Here is a 19669-nt window from a genome sequence, read left to right as displayed (position 1 = left end):
CCAGTCTGCCCGTTAAGAGGAGACGAACCCGCATGTCGAACGAAGACAAGGTCCTCGGCTACCTGCGAAAGGTGACGAGCGAGCTCGACGACGCCAAGCGCAGGCTGCGCGAGCTCGACCGAGACGGCCAGGAGCCCATCGCCATCGTCGGCATGGGCTGCCGGTTCCCGGGCGGGATCTCCTCTCCCGAGGACCTGATCCGGTTCGTCGTGGAGGGCGGGGACGCGATCGGCGGCATGCCGGCCGACCGCGGCTGGGACCTCACCGTGGACGACGACCCGGAGGCCGCGGGCACCTCCTACGTCGGCACCGGTGGGTTCCTGCACGACGCGGGCGAGTTCGACGCGGGCTTCTTCGGCATCTCCCCGCGCGAGGCGCTGGCGATGGACCCGCAGCAGCGGATCCTGCTGGAGACCTCGTGGGAGACGCTGGAGCACGCGGGCATCGACCCCGAGTCGTTGCGCGGCAGCAAGACCGGTGTCTTCGTCGGTGCGGCGCAGTACCAGTACGGCCACGCCGCCGCGAACTCCGACGAGGAGGAGGGCACCGAGGGCTACCTGCTGACCGGCAACGCGACCAGTGTCGCGTCCGGCCGCATCTCCTACTCGCTGGGCCTGGAAGGTCCCGCGGTCACCATCGACACCGCGTGCTCCTCTTCGTTGGTGGCGCTGCACCTCGCGATGCAGGCGCTGCGCAGCGGCGAGTGCTCGCTCGCGCTCGCGGGCGGTGTCGCGGTCATGGCCACGCCCGGCATGTTCGTCGAGTTCTCCCGGCAGAAGGGGCTCGCCACCGACGGCCGCTGCAAGGCGTTCTCCGAGGACGCGGACGGCACCGGCTGGGCGGAGGGCGTCGGCCTGCTGCTCGTCGAGAAGCTGTCGGACGCGCGCCGCAACGGCCACGAGGTCCTCGCCGTCGTGCGCGGCTCCGCGATCAACCAGGACGGCGCCTCCAACGGGCTGAGCGCCCCCAACGGCCTCGCCCAGGAACGCGTCATCAAGGACGCGCTGTCGAGCGGCCGACTCACTCCGTCCGACGTGGACGTCGTCGAGGCGCACGGCACCGGCACCAAGCTCGGCGACCCGATCGAGGCGCAGGCCCTGCTAGCCACCTACGGCCGCCAGCGCGAGACCCCGTTGCTGCTCGGCTCCTTCAAGTCCAACATCGGTCACGCGCAGGCGGCCGCCGGTGTCGCGGGCATCATCAAGATGGTCATGGCCATCCGCGACGGCGTCGTCCCGCAGACGCTGCACGCGGAGAACCCGACCTCGCACGTCGACTGGTCCTCCGGCGCGGTCGAGCTGGTGACCGGCAACCGCGCGTGGCCCGAGACCGGGCGTCCGCGCCGTGCCGCCGTGTCGTCGTTCGGCATCAGCGGCACCAACGCCCACACCATCATCGAGCAGGCCCCGGCCCCGGCTGACAGCGAGCCGGTCGAGCGTCCCGCGCTCCCGGTCGTGCCGCTGGTGCTCACCGGCAAGACCCAGGACGCGTTGCGCGCGCAGGCCGACCGGCTCACCTCCACCGCCGCCGAGGCCGACCCGGCCGACCTGGCGTTCTCCCTGCTGGGCCGCACCCAGTTCGACCACCGCGCCGTGGTCGTCGGCGGCGACCCGGTCGCCGGGTTGCGCGGGCTGGTCTCCGACGACCCGGCCGCCGGTGTGGTCAGGGGTGTCGCGGACGTGCGCGGCAAGGTCGCGTTCGTGTTCCCCGGTCAGGGCGCCCAGTGGGCCGGCATGGCCCTGGAACTCCTGGAGACCAACGAGGTCTTCCGCGCTCGCATGGCCGAGTGCGAGCAGGCGCTTTCGTCCTATGTGGACTGGTCGCTGACCGACGTGCTGCGCGAGGTTCCCGGCGCACCGGGCTTCGAGCGGGCGGACGTCGTGCAGTCCGCGTCGTGGGCGGTCATGGTGTCGCTGGCGCAGGTGTGGCGCTCGTTCGGCGTCACGCCCTCCACCGTGATCGGCGGTTCGCAGGGTGAGATCGCCGCCGCGTGCGTCGCGGGAGCGCTCTCGCTGGACGACGCGGCCCGCGTGATCGCGTTGCGCGGCAAGGCGTTGAACTCGTTGTCCGGCATCGGCGGCATGGTGTCGGTCCTGCTGCCGGTCGCCGAGGTCCGTGAACTCCTGACCCGCTGGGACGGCAGGATCTCCGTCGCGACGGTCAACGGCCCGAACGCGACCGTGGTGTCCGGCGACAACGACGCGCTGGACGAGCTGCTGACCGCGTGCGAGGCGGACGAGGTCCGCGCCCGCCGGCTCGCGATCGACTACCCCTCGCACTCCGCCCAGGTCGAGAGCGTCCGCGACGAGCTGGCCGCGGTGCTCGCGCCGGTCCGCCCGGTCGCGGCCGAGATCCCCTTCTGCTCCACGGTCACCGGCCAGTTGATCGACGGCACCGAGCTCGGAGCCGACTACTGGTACACCAACCTGCGCCAGACGGTCGAGTTCGAGCAGGGCGTGCGCACGCTCGTCGCGAGCGGCCACCGGTTCTTCCTCGAGATGAGCCCGCACCCGGTGCTCACCATGTCCGTGCAGGACATCGTCGACGAGACCGGCACCGACGCGGTCGTGGTCGGCTCGCTGCGCCGCGACGAGGGCGGCCTGCCCCGGCTGCTCAACTCGGTGGCACAGGCCCACGTCCGCGGCCTGCCGGTCGACTGGGCGTCGATGCTGCCGGGCGCGCGCCGGATCCCGTTGCCCACCTACGCCTTCCAGCGCCGCCGCTACTGGCTGACCGCCGACGGCACGGCCGTCGTCGACGTGACCTCCGCCGGTCTCGGCGAGGTCGACCACCCCCTGTTCGGCGCGGTGGTCGAGCTGCCCGACGACGGCGGTGTGCTGTTCACCGGCCGCATCTCGGCGAGCACCCACCCGTGGCTCGCCGACCACGTCGTGGCGGGCCTGATCTTCGTTCCCGGCACGGCCTTCGTCGACCTCGCCATCCGCGCGGGCGACCACGTGGGCTGCGCGTCGCTCGACGACCTGACCCTGCGCGCCCCGCTGGTCCTGCCCGCCCACGGCGGCGTCCAGCTGCAGCTCGCCGTCGCCGAGGCCGACCAGGCCGGGCGACGCACGTTCACCGTCTCCAGCCGCCCCGACGACGGCACGTGGACCCGCCACGCCTCCGGTGTGCTGGCCCCGGCCGCCGCGGCCACCGTCGACGACCTGACCGAGTGGCCGCCCGCGAACGCCGAAGCAGTCGACCTCACCGGCTCGTACGACGCGCTCGCCACCGCCGGTCTGCACTACGGCCCGGTGTTCCAGGGCCTGCGCGCCGTCTGGCGGGACGGCGAGACCGTCTACGCCGAGGCCGAGTTGCCCGCGGGCACCGACGTCACCGGCTTCGGCCTGCACCCCGCGCTGCTCGACGCCGTGCTGCACGCTTTGGCGCACAGCGGTTTCCTCGGCTCCGAGGGCGGCCCGTACCTGCCGTTCTCGTGGAACGACGTGGAGCTGCTCGCCACCGGCGCCACCTCGGTGCGGGTCCGGCTGACCAAGGCCGGCACCGACGCGGTGTCGCTGCTGGTCGCCGACGGCAACGGGCAGGCGACCGCCGCCGTCGGATCGCTGGTGCTGCGGCCGATCTCGGCCGACCAGCTCCGCGTCACCGCGCCGGACGCGCTGTTCCAGCTCACCTGGGTGCCCGTCGCGACCAACGGCGACGACGCCGGCAAGTTCGTCGTGCGGCCGATCAGCGGCGGCGCCGGCCTGGACGCCGTGCACGCCACCACCCACTCCGTCCTGCGGACCCTGCAGGACTGGCTGTCCGAAGACCACGACGAGCGTCTCGTGCTCGTCACGACCGGCGCGGTCGCCCTGCCCGGCGAGGACGTCACCGACCTCGCCGCCGCCACGGCCCGCGGCCTGGTGCGCTCGGCCCAGTCCGAGAACCCCGGCCGGTTCGTGCTGGTCGACACCGACGGCCTGGCCACCTCCGAGGCCGCTCTCGCCACCGCGCTGGCCGCCGACGAGTCCGAGCTCGTGATCCGCGACGGCGTGGTGTCCGCGCCCCGGCTCGCCAAGCCCACGTCCGTGGTGGACCGTCCCGCGCTCGACGCCGGGGGAGCGGTGCTCGTCACGGGCGGCACCGGCGTGCTGGGCGGCCTGATCGCCAAGCACCTCGTCACCGAGCACGGTGTGCGTCACCTGGTGCTGACCTCGCGCCAGGGCAACGCCGCCGCCGGAGCCCTCGACCTGGTCCGCGAACTGACCGAACTCGGCGCGGACGCCTACGTCGTGGCCTGCGACGCGGCCGACCGCGACGCGCTGTCCGCCGTGCTGGAGGACATCCGGCAGGAACGTCCGCTCACCGGTGTCGTGCACGCCGCCGGTGTCCTGGACGACGGGATTCTGGCGTCGCTCACGCCCGAGCGGATCGACGCCGTGCTGGCCCCCAAGGCCGACGCCGCCTGGCACCTGCACGAGCTCACCTCCGGCGACGACCTCGCGCTGTTCGTCTCCTTCTCCTCGGCCGCGGGCGTGCTCGGCTCGCCCGGCCAGGGCAACTACGCCGCCGCCAACGCGTTCCTCGACGCCCTGACGGCACACCGCCGCGCGTCCGGCCGCCCCGCCACCTCGCTGGCCTGGGGCCTGTGGGAGCGCGCGAGCGGGCTGTCCGCCGCGATGGGCGCCGGTGGCCAGGAACGCCTGGCCCGCGGTGGTTTCCACGCGTTGACCGACGACGAGGGCCTGGCCCTGTTCGACGCGGCGCTCGGCACCGGCCACGAACTCCTGCTGCCCGTCCGCGTGACGCTCAGCGCGTTGCGCGCGGGCGACGGCACGGTGCCGAGGTTGTGGCGCGGCCTGGTCCGCACGCCGGCCCGTCGTCGCGCCCGCGCCGCCGACGAGGCGGCCGTGGCCGGCCTGGTCGGCCGGATCATGGCGCTGCCCGCCGAGGAACGCGTCTCCGAGGTGCTGGAGATCGTCTGCGCCTACGTCGCCGCCGTGCTCGGCTACTCCTCGCCGGCCGAGGTGGCCCCGGACCGGGCGTTCAAGGAGCTCGGCTTCGACTCGCTGACCGCCGTCGAGCTGCGCAACCAGCTCGGTGCCGCGACCGGCCTGAAGCTGCCCGCCACCCTGGTGTTCGACTACCCGACCGCCGCCGTGCTGACCGAGTTCCTCTGCGGCGAACTGCTCGGCACCGCGCCCGAGGTGGTCGCCACGACCGCCCGCGCCACCACCGACGAGCCGATGGCGATCGTGTCGATGGCCTGCCGCTTCCCCGGCGGCATCGGTTCGCCCGAGGACCTGTGGCGGGTGATGACCGAGGGCGTCGACGCCATCTCGCCGTTCCCGACCGACCGCGGCTGGGACATCGACCTGCTGCGCCTCGTCACGGACTCCGACGAGGGCGGCTTCCTGCACAACGCCAGCGAGTTCGACTCGTCCTTCTTCGGCATCACGCCGCGCGAGGCCCTCGCGATGGACCCCCAGCAGCGCCAGTTGCTGGAGGTGTCCTACGAGACGTTCGAGCGCGCGGGCATCGACCCGGCGACGCTGCGCGGCAGCCGCACGGGTGTCTACACCGGACTGATGTACCACGACTACGTCAACGGGCTCACCACGATCCCGGAGGAGGTGTCGGGCTACCTCAGCACCGGCAACTCCGGCAGCGTGGCGTCCGGCCGGATCTCCTACACGTTCGGCCTGGAAGGCCCTGCGGTCACCATCGACACCGCGTGCTCCTCCTCGCTGGTGGCACTGCACATGGCCGTCCGCGCGCTGCGCGCCGGCGAGTGCGACATGGCCCTGGTCGGCGGTGTCGCGGTGATGTCCACGCCCGGCGTGTTCGTCGACTTCGCGAGCCAGGGCGGCATGGCGGCAGACGGCCGCTGCAAGCCGTTCGCCGCCGCGGCCGACGGCGCGAGCTGGTCGGAAGGTGTCGGCCTGCTGCTCGTGGAGCGGCTGTCCGACGCGCGCCGCAACGGCCACCAGGTCCTCGCCGTGGTCCGCGGCACCGCCGTGAACCAGGACGGCGCGTCCAACGGCCTCACCGCCCCCAACGGCCCCTCGCAGCAACGCGTGATCCGCCAGGCGCTCACCGACGCCGGTCTGTCCACTTCGGACGTCGACGTGGTCGAGGCGCACGGCACCGGCACGAGGCTCGGCGACCCGATCGAGGCGCAGGCCCTGCTGGCCACCTACGGCCAGGACCGCGAGACCCCGCTGCTGCTGGGCGCGCTCAAGTCGAACCTCGGCCACACGCAGGCCGCCGCCGGTGCCGCGGGCGTCATCAAGATGGTGCTCGCGATGCAGCACGGCGTGCTGCCCAAGACGCTGCACACCGACGCGCCGACGCCGCACGTCGACTGGACCGCCGGCTCCGTCGAACTGCTCACCGAGCAGCGGGACTGGCCGGAGACCGGCCGGCCGCGCCGGGCCGGTGTGTCGTCCTTCGGCATCGGCGGTACCAACGCGCACACGATCATCGAGCAGGCGCCCGCAGAGAAGACCGCCGCCGCACCCCGCGTCGCGCCGCCGGTCACCCCGGTGGTGCTGTCGGCCAGGACCGCCGAGGCGTTGCGCGACCAGGCCGCGAACCTGGCGTCGCTGACCGAGGCCGACCTGACCGACCTCGCGTTCTCCGCCGCCACCACCCGCGCGCACCTGGAACACCGCGCGGTCGTCGTCGCTGCTGACCACGCCGAACTCCTCACCGGTCTGAGCACCCTGGACGTTCAGGACTCGGTCGTGCCCGGCAGGCTCGCGTTCCTCTTCACGGGGCAGGGCAGCCAGCGGGCCGGCATGGGCCGTGAGTTGTACGACGCGTATCCGGTGTACGCCAAGGCTTTTGACGAGGTCGCGGCGTTGGTGGACGTGCGTGACGAGGAGCTGGACCGCACGGAGTTCGCGCAGCCCGCGATCTTCGCGCTGGAAGTCGCTCTGTACCGGCTCGTCGAGTCGTGGGGCGTCAAGCCTGACTTCCTGGCCGGGCACTCGATCGGTGAGATCGCGGCGGCGCACGTCTCCGGCGTGCTGTCGCTGGAGGACGCGGCCACGTTGATCAACGCCCGCGCCCGGCTCATGCAGGCGCTGCCCGAGGGCGGCGTGATGGTGGCGTTGCAGGCCTCCGAGGACGAGGTCACGCCGCACCTGAGCGACGTGGTGTCGCTGGCCGCGATCAACGGGCCGAAGTCCGTGGTCGTCGCCGGTGACGAGGACGCGGTGCGCGAGATCGTCGCCCGTTTCCCGGACCGCAAGTCCAAGCAGCTCATCGTTTCGCACGCGTTCCACTCGCCGTTGATGGACCCCATGCTGGACGACTTCCGTTCTGTCGTCACGGGTCTGACGTTCAACGCGCCCAAGATCGCGATGCCCGGCGACGTGACGGACCCGGAGTACTGGGTGCGCCACGTGCGCGGCACCGTCCGGTTCGCCGACGCCGTGACCTCCCTGGAAGCCCAGGGCGTCCGGACGTTCCTGGAGATCGGCCCGGACGGCGTGCTCACCGCGATGGCCGCGGACAGCGTGCAGGACGCGGCTCTGGTCGCGGGTCTGCGCAGGGACCGCCCGGAGGCCAAGGCGATCGTGACCGCGCTCGGCGCGCTGCACGCCCGCGGTGTCCGGGTGGACTGGGCCGGGTTCTTCGCCGGCACCGGCGCCCGCCGGATCGACCTGCCTACCTACGCGTTCCAGCACCAGCAGTACTGGCTCGAGCGGCCGGTCGTGGCCGCCGGGGTCGACGACCTCGAGGCCCGGTTCTGGGAGACCGTCGAGCGCGAGGACCTGGAGTCGTTCGCGAAGTCGTTGTCCCTGAACGTCGACGAGGTCGGCGGGATCGTCCCGGCGCTGGCGCAGTGGCGCAGGAGCCGCCGTGCCGAGTCCACTGTGGAGGGCTGGCGGTACCGGGTCGAGTGGCGGTCCGTGCAGACCGGGACCGCCAGGGTCACCGGCCGCTGGCTGGTCGTCGGGCCGCGGGAGCTCACCCTGCCCGGCGTCGAGATCGTCCGCGTCGAGGCCTCGGCCGACCGCGCGGAACTGAAGGCAAGGCTGGAGTCCGCCGGCGCGCTCGACGGCGTGCTGTCGACCTGCGCGGACGTCGCCGAGGTGCTCGCACTGGTGCAGGCGCACGGCGACGCCGGGCTCACCGCGCCGCTGTGGTGCACGACCAGGGGCGCCGTCGCCACCGGTCGCTCGGACGCGGTCACGGCACCGGACCAGGCCACGATCTGGGGCGTCGGCATGGTCGCCGGACTGGAGCACCCGGACCGCTGGGGCGGTCTGGTCGACCTGCCGGAGGAGCTCGACCAGCGCGGGTACGAGCGGCTGGCCGCCGTGCTCGCGGGCACCGAGGACCAGGTCGCCCTGCGCGGCTCCGGCGTCTACGCCCGCCGCCTCGCCCACGCTCAGATCGCGGACACCGCGGGGAACTTCGCGCCGCGCGGCACCGTGCTCGTCACGGGCGGTACCGGCGCGCTCGGCGCACGGGTCGCCCACTGGCTCGCCGAGGCGGGCGCGGAGCACCTGGTGCTCACCTCCCGCCGCGGCCCGGACGCGCCCGGCGCCGCCGAACTGGCCGCCTCGCTCGAAACGCTGGGTGTCCGGGTCACGCTGGCCGCGTGCGACGTGGCCGACCGCGACTCCGTGGCCGCCCTCGTGGCGGAGTTCCCGCCCAACGCCGTCATCCACGCCGCTGGCGCCGAGCACTTCACGCCGATCGCGGAGTACGACCACGCGGACTTCGCGAACCTGCTGGCCCCCAAGGTCGACGGCGCCCGGCACCTCGACGAGCTCGTCGGCGAGGTCGACGCGTTCGTGCTGTTCTCCTCGATCGCCGGCACGTGGGGCAGTGGCGGCCAGTCCGCCTACGCCGCCGCGAACGCCTACCTCGACGCCCTCGCGTCGGCCCGCCGCTCCCGTGGCCTGACCGCGCTGTCGGTCGGTTGGGGTGCCTGGGCCGACGGCGGCATGGCCGACGGCGAGGCGGGGGAGCAGCTGCGCCGCCGCGGTGTCACGCCGATGAACCCGGACGCCGCGCTGACCTCGTTGCGTCAGGCGATCCGGCACGACGACACCGTCGTGGCGGTCGCGGACATCGACTGGGCGAAGTTCGGCCAGATCTTCACCACGCTGCGGCCCAGCCCGCTGATCAGCGACCTGCCCGAGGTCCAGGAGGCCCTCACCCAGGACGCGCCGGCCGAGGTGGCGCAGAACAACGCGTTCGCCGGACTGTCCGCCCAGGACCGGTCGCGCGCCCTGCTGGAGCTCGTGCGCACCCAGGCCGCGCTGGTCTGCGGGTACTCCTCCGCCGACGAGGTGTCGAGCACCCGTTCGTTCCGCGAGCTGGGCTTCGACTCGCTGACCGCAGTGGAGCTGCGCAACCGCCTCACCGCCGAGACCGGCCTGGCCCTGCCCGCCACGCTCGCGTTCGACTACCCGAGCCCGGCCGCGCTCGCCGAGTACCTCGACGGCGAACTGGGCGGCGCGAGCGCGACCCGTGCGGTCGTCACGGCGAACACGCCGGTGGACGACGAGCCGATCGCCATCGTCGCGATGTCCTGCCGCTTCCCCGGCGGCGTCGCCACGCCCGAGCAGCTCTGGCAGCTGGTCGACGAGGGCAGGGACGCGATCTCGCCGTTCCCCTCCGACCGCGGCTGGGACGTGGGCGCCCTCTTCGACGAGGACCCGGACAGCAAGGGCTCGTCCTACGTCGTCGAAGGCGGCTTCCTCGACGGCATCAGCCGGTTCGACCCGGCCTTCTTCGGGATCAACCCGCGTGAGGCGCTGGCGATGGACCCGCAGCAGCGCATGCTGCTGGAGACCTCGTGGGAAGCCTTCGAACGCGCGGGCATCGACCCCACCTCGTTGCGCGGTCAGCAGATCGGCGTCTTCGCCGGCACCGCGCACCAGGACTACTCCGCGCTGCTCGTCGCGGGCGGCGACAACGTCGAGGGCTACCTCGGCACCGGCAACATCACCAGCGTCCACTCCGGCCGCGTCGCCTACACGTTCGGCCTCGAAGGCCCGGCCGTCACGGTCGACACCGCCTGCTCGTCGTCGTTGGTGGCCCTGCACCTCGCGGCCCAGGCGCTGCGCAGCGGCGAGTGCACGATGGCGCTGGCCGGCGGCGTGACGATCATGTCCACGCCCGGCACGTTCATCGAGTTCTCCCGCCAGCGCGGCCTCTCCACCGACGGCCGCTGCAAGGCGTTCGCGGAGAGCGCGGACGGCACCGGCTGGGGTGAGGGCGTCGGCATGCTGCTCGTCGAGCGGCTCTCGGACGCCCAGCGCAACGGCCACCAGGTCCTCGCCGTCGTGCGGGGTTCCGCGATCAACCAGGACGGCGCGTCCAACGGTCTCACCGCCCCGAACGGCCCGGCGCAGCAACGCGTGATCCGCCAGGCGCTCGCGAACGCCGGTCTGTCCACTTCGGACGTCGACGTGGTCGAGGCGCACGGCACGGGCACTGTTCTCGGCGACCCGATCGAGGCGCAGGCCGTCCTCGCCACCTACGGCCAGGACCGCGAGATCCCGCTGCTGCTCGGCTCGCTGAAGTCCAACATCGGCCACGCCCAGTCGGCGGCCGGTGTCGGCGGCATCATCAAGATGGTCATGGCGATCCGGCACGGCGTCGCCCCCAAGACGCTGCACGTCGACACGCCCACCCCCAAGGTCGACTGGACCTCCGGCGCGGTGGAGCTGCTGACCCAGGCCCGCGACTGGCCCGAGACCGGCCGTCCGCGCCGCGCCGCCGTGTCGTCGTTCGGCATCAGCGGCACCAACGCCCACACGATCATCGAGCAGGCCCCGTCCGTCGAGGTCGAGCAGACCGAGCGGACCGAGTCGCCGGTGCTGCCGCTGGTGCTCTCGGCGAAGACCCCGCAGGCGTTGGCGCAGCAGGCCGAACGGATGCTCGGCCACCTCGACCGCACCGTGGCCAGCTTGACCGACCTCGCGTTCTCCGCGGCCACCACCCGCGCCCGGCTGGAGCACGGCGCCGCCGTGGTCGGCACCGGCCGCGACGACCTGGTCCGCGGCCTGACCGCGCTGGCCGGCGGCACCCAGGACGCGAGCCTGGTGCGCGGCGAGGTCACCGAGGGCAGGCTGGCCGTGCTGTTCACCGGCCAGGGCAGCCAGCGGCTCGGCATGGGGCGCGAGCTCTACGACGCGTTCCCGGTGTACGCCAAGGCTTTTGACGAGGTCGCGGCGTTGGTGGACGTGCGGGACGAGGAGTTGGACCGCACTGAGTTCACCCAGCCGGCGATCTTCGCGCTGGAAGTGGCTCTGTACCGGCTGGTCGAGTCCTGGGGTGTGCGACCGGACTTCCTGGCGGGCCACTCGATCGGTGAGATCGCTGCCGCGCACGTCTCCGGTGTGCTGTCGCTGGAGGACGCGGCGACGCTGATCTCGGCTCGGGCGCGGATGATGCAGGCGTTGCCCGAGGGGGGCGCGATGGTCGCGTTGCAGGCGACCGAGGACGAGGTCACGCCTCACCTTTCCGACCTGGTGTCGCTGGCCGCTGTCAACGGACCTTCGTCCGTCGTGGTCGCCGGTGAGGAAGCCGCTGTGCAGCAGGTGATCGCACAGTTCCCGGATCGGAAGTCCAAGCGTCTGGCCGTGTCGCACGCGTTCCACTCGCCGTTGATGGACCCGATGCTGGACGACTTCCGGGCCGTGGTCTCGAAGCTGACGTTCAGCGAGCCGAAGATCGGCATGCTCGGCGACGTCACGAACCCCGAGCACTGGGTCCGCCACGTCCGGGAGGCCGTGCGGTTCGCGGCCACCGTGCAGGACCTCGAAAGCCGTGGCGTCACGACGTTCCTGGAGCTCGGCCCGGACGCGGTGCTCACCGCGATGGGCGCCGAGAGCGTCACCGACGCCGTGCTGGTGCCCGCGCTGCGTGCCGACCGTCCCGAGCCGACGACGCTCGTCAAGGCGCTCGGCTCCCTGCACGTGCGGGGCATCGCGATCGACTGGCCCGCGTTCTTCACCGGCACCGGCGCCCGCCGCACCGAGCTGCCGACCTACGCCTTCCAGCACGAGAGCTTCTGGCCCCGTCCCGCGCAGGGCTGGGCCGACGTCACGGCCATCGGCCTGCGCGAGGTCGGCCACCCGATGCTCGGCGCGGCCCTGTCGCTCGCGGAGGGGGACGGCCTCGTCCTCACCGGCCGCCTGTCGACGGACGCCCAGCCGTGGCTCGCCGACCACGTCGTGCTCGGCTCGGTGCTGGTGCCCGGCACCGCGTTCGTCGAGCTCGCCCTGCACGCGGGGGAGCAGGTCGGCTGCGACCTGCTCGAAGAGCTCACCCTCGAAGCTCCGCTGGCCATCGACGGCGACGTCGCGATCCAGCTCACCGTCGGCGCGGCCGACGAGCACGGCCGCCGGTCGCTGCACGTGCACTCCAGCGTCGCCGACGGCCCGTGGACCCGGCACGCCAGTGGCTCGCTCGCCACCGGCGACGGCGCGCGGACCAGCCTCACCGAGTGGCCGCCCGCCGGGGAAACCGTTGACCTGACCGGCTTCTACGAGTCGATGGCCGACTCGGGCTACGGCTACGGCCCGGCGTTCCAGGGCCTGACGGGCGTCTGGGTCGCGGGCGACGAGGTGTACGCGGAGGTCGCGCTGCCCGCCGAGGGCGCTGGCTTCGACCTGCACCCCGCCCTGCTCGACGCCGCGCTGCACGCCACCCGCTTCGGTGGGCTGCTGCCCGGCGGAGACAAGGCGCGCATCCCGTTCGCCTGGTCCGGCGTCTCGCTGCACGCGGTCGGCGCCACCGCCCTGCGGGTCCGGCTGACGCGCGGCCAGGGCGAGGGCATCACCCTCGCCGTGGCCGACCAGACCGGTGCCCCGGTCGCGCACGTCGAGTCGCTGGTCCTGCGCGAGGTGTCCGCCGACGCGGTGAACACGAAGTCGCACAACGACTCGCTGTTCCGTGTGGACTGGCGGACGGTGTCGCTCGGCGAGGACGCGGCGTCGATCACCGAAGTGTCCTTTGAGGACCTCCAGTCGCTCACCGACGTGCCGGACTTCGTGCTGACCCGGCCCGCCGACGCGCGGCAGGCACTCGCACTGGCGCAGTCCTGGCTCGCGGACGACCGCTTCGCCGAGAGCCGCCTGGTGTTCGTCACCACCGGCGCCGTCGCCACGACGGCGGGCGAGGACGTCACCGACCCGAACGCCTCCTCGGTGTGGGGCCTGATCCGCTCGGCCCAGACCGAGAATCCGGACCGGTTCGTGCTCGCCGACCTCGACGGCACGGACTCCTCGCGCACCGCGCTGCCGGCCGCCCTGGCCGACGGCGCGCCGCAGCTGGCACTGCGCTCCGGGACCGTCTCGGTGCCGCGCCTGGCCCGCGTCACCGAGCCCGCCGGCGCACGGGTCGAGCTCGACCCGGCCGGCACCGTCCTGATCACCGGCGCCACCGGCGCGCTGGGCGGCCTCGTCGCCAAGCACCTGGTCACCGAGTACGGCGTCACGAACCTGCTGCTCGTCAGCAGGCGCGGCGTCGACGCGCCCGGTGCCGCCGAGCTGGCCACCGAACTGCTCGAACTCGGTGCCACGACGACGTTCGCGGCCTGCGACGTCGCCGACCGCGCCGCCCTCGAACGGCTGCTCGCGGCCGTGCCGGCCGAGCACCCGCTGACCGGTGTCGTGCACACCGCCGGTGTCCTGGACGACGGCACGTTCGAGTCGCTCACCCCCGAGCGGCTGGACGCGGTGGCCCTGCCCAAGGCCGAGGCCGCCCGCCACCTGCACGAGCTGACCGAAGACCTCGCGATGTTCGTGCTGTTCTCCTCGCTCTCCGGCACCTACGGCACCGCGGGCCAGGCGAACTACGCCGCCGCCAACGCCTACCTCGACGGCCTCGCCCAGCACCGCCGGGCGAACGGCCTCGCCGCCACCTCGCTGGCCTGGGGCCTGTGGCAGACCGACACCGGCATGGCAACCGACCGCGCCGGTCGCGGCGGCATCGGCATGCTGTCCACAACGGACGGTCTGGCGCTGCTCGACGCCGCGCTGGCCACCGGCGAGGCCTGCTTCGTGCCGGTGAGCCTGGACCTCGCGGTGCTGCGCACCTACCCGGTGGTGCCGACGATCCTGCAGGGTCTCGTCCGCCCGGCCCGCCGGGCCGCGCGGGCCGCCGACTCCGCCGCCCGCCTCGGGCTCGCCGAGCTGGCCGGTCCGCAGCGCGCCGAGGCCGTGCTGGACCTGGTCCGCACGCAGGTCGCGGCCGTGCTCGGCTACGACACGCCGGACGCCGTGCCGGCCGCCAGGGCGTTCAAGGAACTGGGCTTCGACTCGCTCACCGCGGTCGAGCTCCGCAACGGCCTCAACACCGTCACCGGGATGCGCCTGCCCGCCACGCTGGTCTTCGACTACCCGAACGCCGCCGCGCTGGCCGAGCACCTCGTCGCGGAGATGTTCGGCGCCGACGACACCCCGGTCGCCGAGGTCCGCGCGGCCAAGGTCGTCGACGACGAGCCCATCGCGATCGTCGGGATGAGCTGCCGCTACCCCGGCGGTGTGCGCACCCCGGAACAGCTGTGGGAGATGGTGATCGCGGGCCGCGACGGCATCTCGCCGTTCCCGCAGGACCGAGGCTGGGACCTGGAGAACCTGTTCGACGACGACGCGGACACCCCCGGCACCACCTACGCCCGCGAGGGTGGCTTCCTGCACGACGCCGCGCAGTTCGACCCGGCGTTCTTCGGGATGGGCCCGCGTGAGGCGATCGCCACCGACCCCCAGCAGCGCCTGCTGCTGGAGACCGCGTGGGAGACCTTCGAGCGGGCGGGCATCGACCCGACCGCCGTGCGCGGCAGCAAGACTGGTGTCTTCGCCGGTGTCATGTACTACGACTACGCGTCCCGGCTCGCCGTGATCCCGGCGGAGGTCGAGGGTTTCGTCGGCACCGGCAACTCCGCCAGCGTCGTCTCCGGCCGCGTCGCCTACACGTTCGGGCTGGAAGGTCCGGCCGTCACGGTCGACACCGCGTGCTCCTCTTCGTTGGTGGCCCTGCACCTCGCGGTGCAGGCGTTGCGCAGCGGCGAATGCGACCTGGCTCTGGCCGGTGGCGTCACGGTGATGCCGTCGCCCGGCACGTTCACCTCGTTCGCCCGTCAGCGCGGTCTCGCCGCCGACGGCCGGGTCAAGTCGTTCGCCGCGGGCGCCGACGGCACGGCCTGGGGCGAGGGCGCCGGTCTGCTGCTCGTCGAGCGGCTGTCCGATGCGCGCCGCAACGGTCACCCGGTGCTCGCCATCGTGCGCGGCACCGCCGTGAACCAGGACGGCGCCTCCAACGGCCTCACCGCCCCCAACGGTCCCTCGCAGCAGCGGGTGATCCGGCAGGCGCTGGCCAACGCGCGGCTCGGAGCGTCCGAAGTGGACGTCGTCGAGGCGCACGGCACCGGCACCACGCTGGGCGACCCGATCGAGGCGCAGGCCCTGCTGGCCACCTACGGCCAGGAGCGCGCCGGCGACGAGCCGCTGTGGCTCGGCTCGATCAAGTCCAACATCGGCCACACCCAGGCCGCCGCGGGGGTCGCGGGCGTGATCAAGATGGTCGAGGCGATGCGCCACGGCGTGCTGCCGAAGACCCTCAACGTCGACGCGCCGTCCCCGCACATCGACTGGACCGAGGGCGAGGTCGAGCTGCTGACCGAGCAGCGCGACTGGCCCGCCACCGGACGTCCGCGCCGCGCCGCCGTGTCGTCGTTCGGCATCAGCGGCACCAACGCCCACGCGATCATCGAGCAGGCGCCCGACGTTCCGGCCGCCGCACTCCCGACGATCACCGAGCAGGTGGTCCCGGTGCTGTTGTCGGCGCGCGGCGAGGAAGCCCTGAAGGCGCAGGCGGCCCAGCTGCACGCGCACGTCACGGCGAACCCCGGCCTCGACCTGGTCGAGGCCGCCGGAAGCCTGGCCACGCACCGCGCGGCACTGGAGCACCGCGCGGCCTTCGTCGCCGGGTCCCGGATCGAGCTGCTGGACAAGCTCAGCGCGTTCGACGCGAGCACCGGCAACTCCGACGGCGCGGGCAAGGTGGCGTTCCTGTTCACCGGTCAGGGCAGCCAGCGGCTCGGCATGGGCCGCGAGCTCTACGACGCCTTCCCGGTGTTCGCCGAGGCCTTCGACGCGGTGTGCGACCGGTTCTCCGTGCCGGTGCGCGACGTCGTGTTCGGCGTCGACGCGGATGCGCTGGACCGCACCGAGATGACGCAGCCCGCCCTGTTCGCCGTCGAGGTCGCGCTCTACCGGCTCCTCGAGAGCTGGGGCGTGCACGCCGACTTCCTGGCGGGCCACTCGATCGGCGAGCTCGCCGCGGCGCACGTGGCCGGGGTGCTCTCGCTGGAAGACGCGACGACGCTCGTCGGCGCCCGTGCCCGGCTCATGCAGGCGCTGCCGACCGGCGGCCTGATGATCGCGATCCGCGCGGCCGAGTCCGACGTGCTGCCGCTGCTGACCGAGGGCGTCTCGATCGCCGCCGTCAACGGGCCGCGGTCCGTGGTCGTCGCCGGTGACGAGGACGCGGTCCTCTCCGTGGCGGGACAGCTCTCGGAGCAGGGCTTCAAGACCAAGCGGCTGAGGGTGTCGCACGCGTTCCACTCGCCGCTGATGGACCCGATGCTGGACGAGTTCCGCGAGGTCGCCGCAAGCCTGACCTACTCGGCACCGCGGATCGCGATGCTGGGGGAGGTGACGTCCCCGGAGCACTGGGTCCGCCACGTCCGCGACGCCGTCCGGTTCGCCGACGCGCTCACCACGCTGACCGGTCTCGGTGCGACGACCTTCCTGGAGGTCGGCCCGGACGGGGTGCTCACCGCGATGGCCGCCGAGGCCGACGTGACCGCGGTGCCGGTGCTGCGCAAGGACCGCGCCGAGGTCGCCACGCTCACCGCGGCGCTCGGTGACCTGCACGTCCGAGGCATCTCCGTGGACTGGCGGGCGTTCTTCACCGGCCGCGCCACCCGCCAGGCCGACCTGCCCACCTACGCGTTCCAGACCTCGCGCTACTGGCTGGAGGACGCGGCCGTCCCGGTCGACGTGTCGTCCGCCGGTCTGGACACGGCCGACCACCCGCTGCTCGGCGCGGCCGTGCCGCTGGCGGACTCCGACGGCTTCCTGTTCACCGGCAGGCTCTCGCTCGACACCCACCCGTGGATCGGTGAGCACGAGGTCCACGACGTGGTCCTGTTGCCCGGCACCGCTTTCGTGGAACTCGCGCTGACGGCCGGCGAGCAGGTCGGCTGCGGCACGCTGGACGAACTGACGTTGCAGGCACCCCTGGTGCTGCCGCGGACGGGGTCGGTCCAGGTGCAGGCCGTGGTCGGGGCGCCCGAGTCGGGTGCGCGGTCGTTCACGCTGCACAGCCGCGTCGGGGACGAGCCGTGGACGCGGCACGCCACCGGTGCGCTGACCGAGACGCAGGCCGCGACGTTCGACCTGGCCCAGTGGCCGCCGGCCGGTGCCGAGCCGATCGACGTGACCGACGTCTACGGCGGGTTCGCGGACGCGGGCTTCGGCTACGGGCCGCTGTTCCAGGGCCTGAACGCGGCCTGGCGACTCGGTGACGACGTGTGGGCGGAGGTCTCGCTCCCGGCCGGCGCCGACAGCGACGGCTACGGCGTCCACCCGGCGCTGCTGGACTCCGCGCTGCACGCCATCGGCGCGGGCGGCCTGCTCACCGGAGCGGGACTGCTGCCGTTCGCCTGGAGCGGTGTCCGGCTGCACTCCACGGGCGCGAAGTCGTTGCGGGTCAAGCTGACCGCGACCGGTGAGTCCGTGGCCATCCAGCTCGCCGACGGCACCGGCGCGCCGGTCGCCTCGGTGCAGTCCCTTGCGCTGCGGGCGATCTCGGCCGACCAGCTCACCGGTCAGGCCAGGCACGTCGAGTCGCTGTACCGGGTCGAGTGGACCTCGGTCGCGCCCGGCACGCCCGAGTCCGGCGTGAAGTACGCCGTGCTCGGCAACGACGAGCTCAAGGTGGGCGCGGGCCTCGAAACCGCAGGGATCCACCTGGTGCCCGCGGCCGACGCCGACGTGGTCTTCGTGTCCTGCGCGGCGACCCAGGACGGATCGGTCCGCGCGACCACGGCGGGTGTGCTGGAGCTGCTGCGCACGTGGCTGACCGAGGAGCACGACTCGCACCTGGTGCTGGTCACCAGGAACGCCGTCGCGGTCCGGTCCGGCGACGACGTCGCCGACCTGGCCGGTGCCGCCGCCCGTGGCCTGGTCCGCTCGGCGCAGGCCGAGAACCCCGGCCGGTTCGTCCTCGTCGACCTGGACGAGGCGGACAGCTCCTACCAGGCGTTGACCGCCGCACTGGCCGCCGGCGAGCAGGAACTGGCCCTGCGCGACGGTGCCGCGTTCACGCCGAGGCTCGCCAAGGCGGCCACGCCCGACCAGCAGGCCGTCCTCGACCCGAACGGAACCGTGCTCGTCACGGGTGCCACGGGCACGCTCGGCGGGCTGGTGGCCGAGCACCTCGTCGCGCAGCACGGAGTTCGGCACCTGGTCCTCACCAGCAGGCGCGGCCTGGCCGCCCCCGGTGCGGAGGACCTGCGCGACCGGCTGGTGGCGAGCGGTGCCGAGGTGGACTTCGTCGCCTGCGACGTCGCCGACCGCGACGCCGTGACCGCGCTGCTGGCCGCGGTGCCGGCCGCGCACCCGCTGACCGCCGTCGTGCACACCGCCGGTGTGCTGGACGACGGCACGATCACCTCGCTCACCGCCGACCAGTTCGACCGCGTGCTGCGGCCGAAGGTCGATGCCGCGCAGGTGTTGCACGAACTGACCCGCGACCTGGACCTCACCGCGTTCGTCCTGTTCTCCTCGACCGGCGGCGTCTTCGGTGCCGCGGGCCAGGGCAACTACGCCGCGGCGAACGCCTACCTGGACGCCCTCGCCCAGCACCGGAAGTCGACCGGACTGGCCGCCACCTCGGTGGCGTGGGGCCTGTGGGCCAGCTCGGGCGGCATGGACGCCGACCTCGCCGAGGCCGACCTCCAGCGCATGGCCCGTGCCGGTGTCGCGCCGCTCACCCCGGAGGAAGGCCTGGCGCTGTTCGACATCGCGCTCGGCCACGACCTCGCCGGACTGGTGCCGATCAACCTCGACACCGCCGTCCTGCGCACGCTGGCCGCGGCCGGGACGCTCGCACCGGTGCTGCGCGGCCTGGTCCGCGTGCCCGCCCGCCGGGCCACCGAAGCGGCCAACGAGGTGTCGGCGACCGCCGCGCTCGCGGGGCTGGTCGGTGCGGACCGCGACAAGGCTCTGCTCGACCTGGTCCGCGGCCACGCCGCCGCGGTGCTCGGCTACGACTCCCACACGGCGGTCGAACCCGGCAGGGGCTTCCTGGAGCTGGGCTTCGACTCGCTGACCGCCGTCGAGTTCCGCAACCAGGTCAGCGCGGCGATCGGGGTGCGCCTGCCGGCCACGCTGATCTTCGACTACCCGTCACCGACCGCGCTCGCCCAGCACCTCGGCACGGTCGTGCCCGCCGAGGACGTGGCGTCGCCGGTGCACACCGAACTGGACCGGCTGGCCGCCGCGCTCGCGACGGCCGCGCCGGACGAGACCGAACGACGGCAGGTGGCCGAACGGCTGCGTTCCCTGCTCGCCGACTGGGACACGGGAGCCGCTGCGGAGGCGGCCGGGGACGACCTCGACTCCGTGACCGCCGACGAGCTCTTCGACCTGCTCGACAACGAGCTGTCCTGACCCACGTGACC

1 protein-coding gene is annotated in these 19669 nt (G+C 73.3%); it reads left to right on the top strand.

What is annotated here, in order from left to right; all coding sequences use genetic code 11:
* The first annotated feature begins 32 nt into the window (after positions 1-32).
* On the top strand, positions 33-19658 hold the full coding sequence (locus tag JNUCC0626_RS14795; protein WP_394620317.1) for a type I polyketide synthase: 19626 nt from the start codon (positions 33-35) through the stop codon (positions 19656-19658).
* Positions 19659-19669: the final 11 nt, after the last annotated feature.

The organism is Lentzea sp. JNUCC 0626, from assembly GCF_043632865.1.
Lineage (GTDB): Bacteria > Actinomycetota > Actinomycetes > Mycobacteriales > Pseudonocardiaceae > Lentzea.
Note: the sequence above shows the minus strand (reverse complement) of the source record. Positions and strands in the feature narration are given on the sequence as shown.

Excerpts from the sequence above, each read along its gene's own strand:
- JNUCC0626_RS14795 (WP_394620317.1), top strand. The coding sequence starts at position 33 with ATGTCGAACGAAGACAAGGTCCTCGGCTACCTGCGAAAGGTGACGAGC.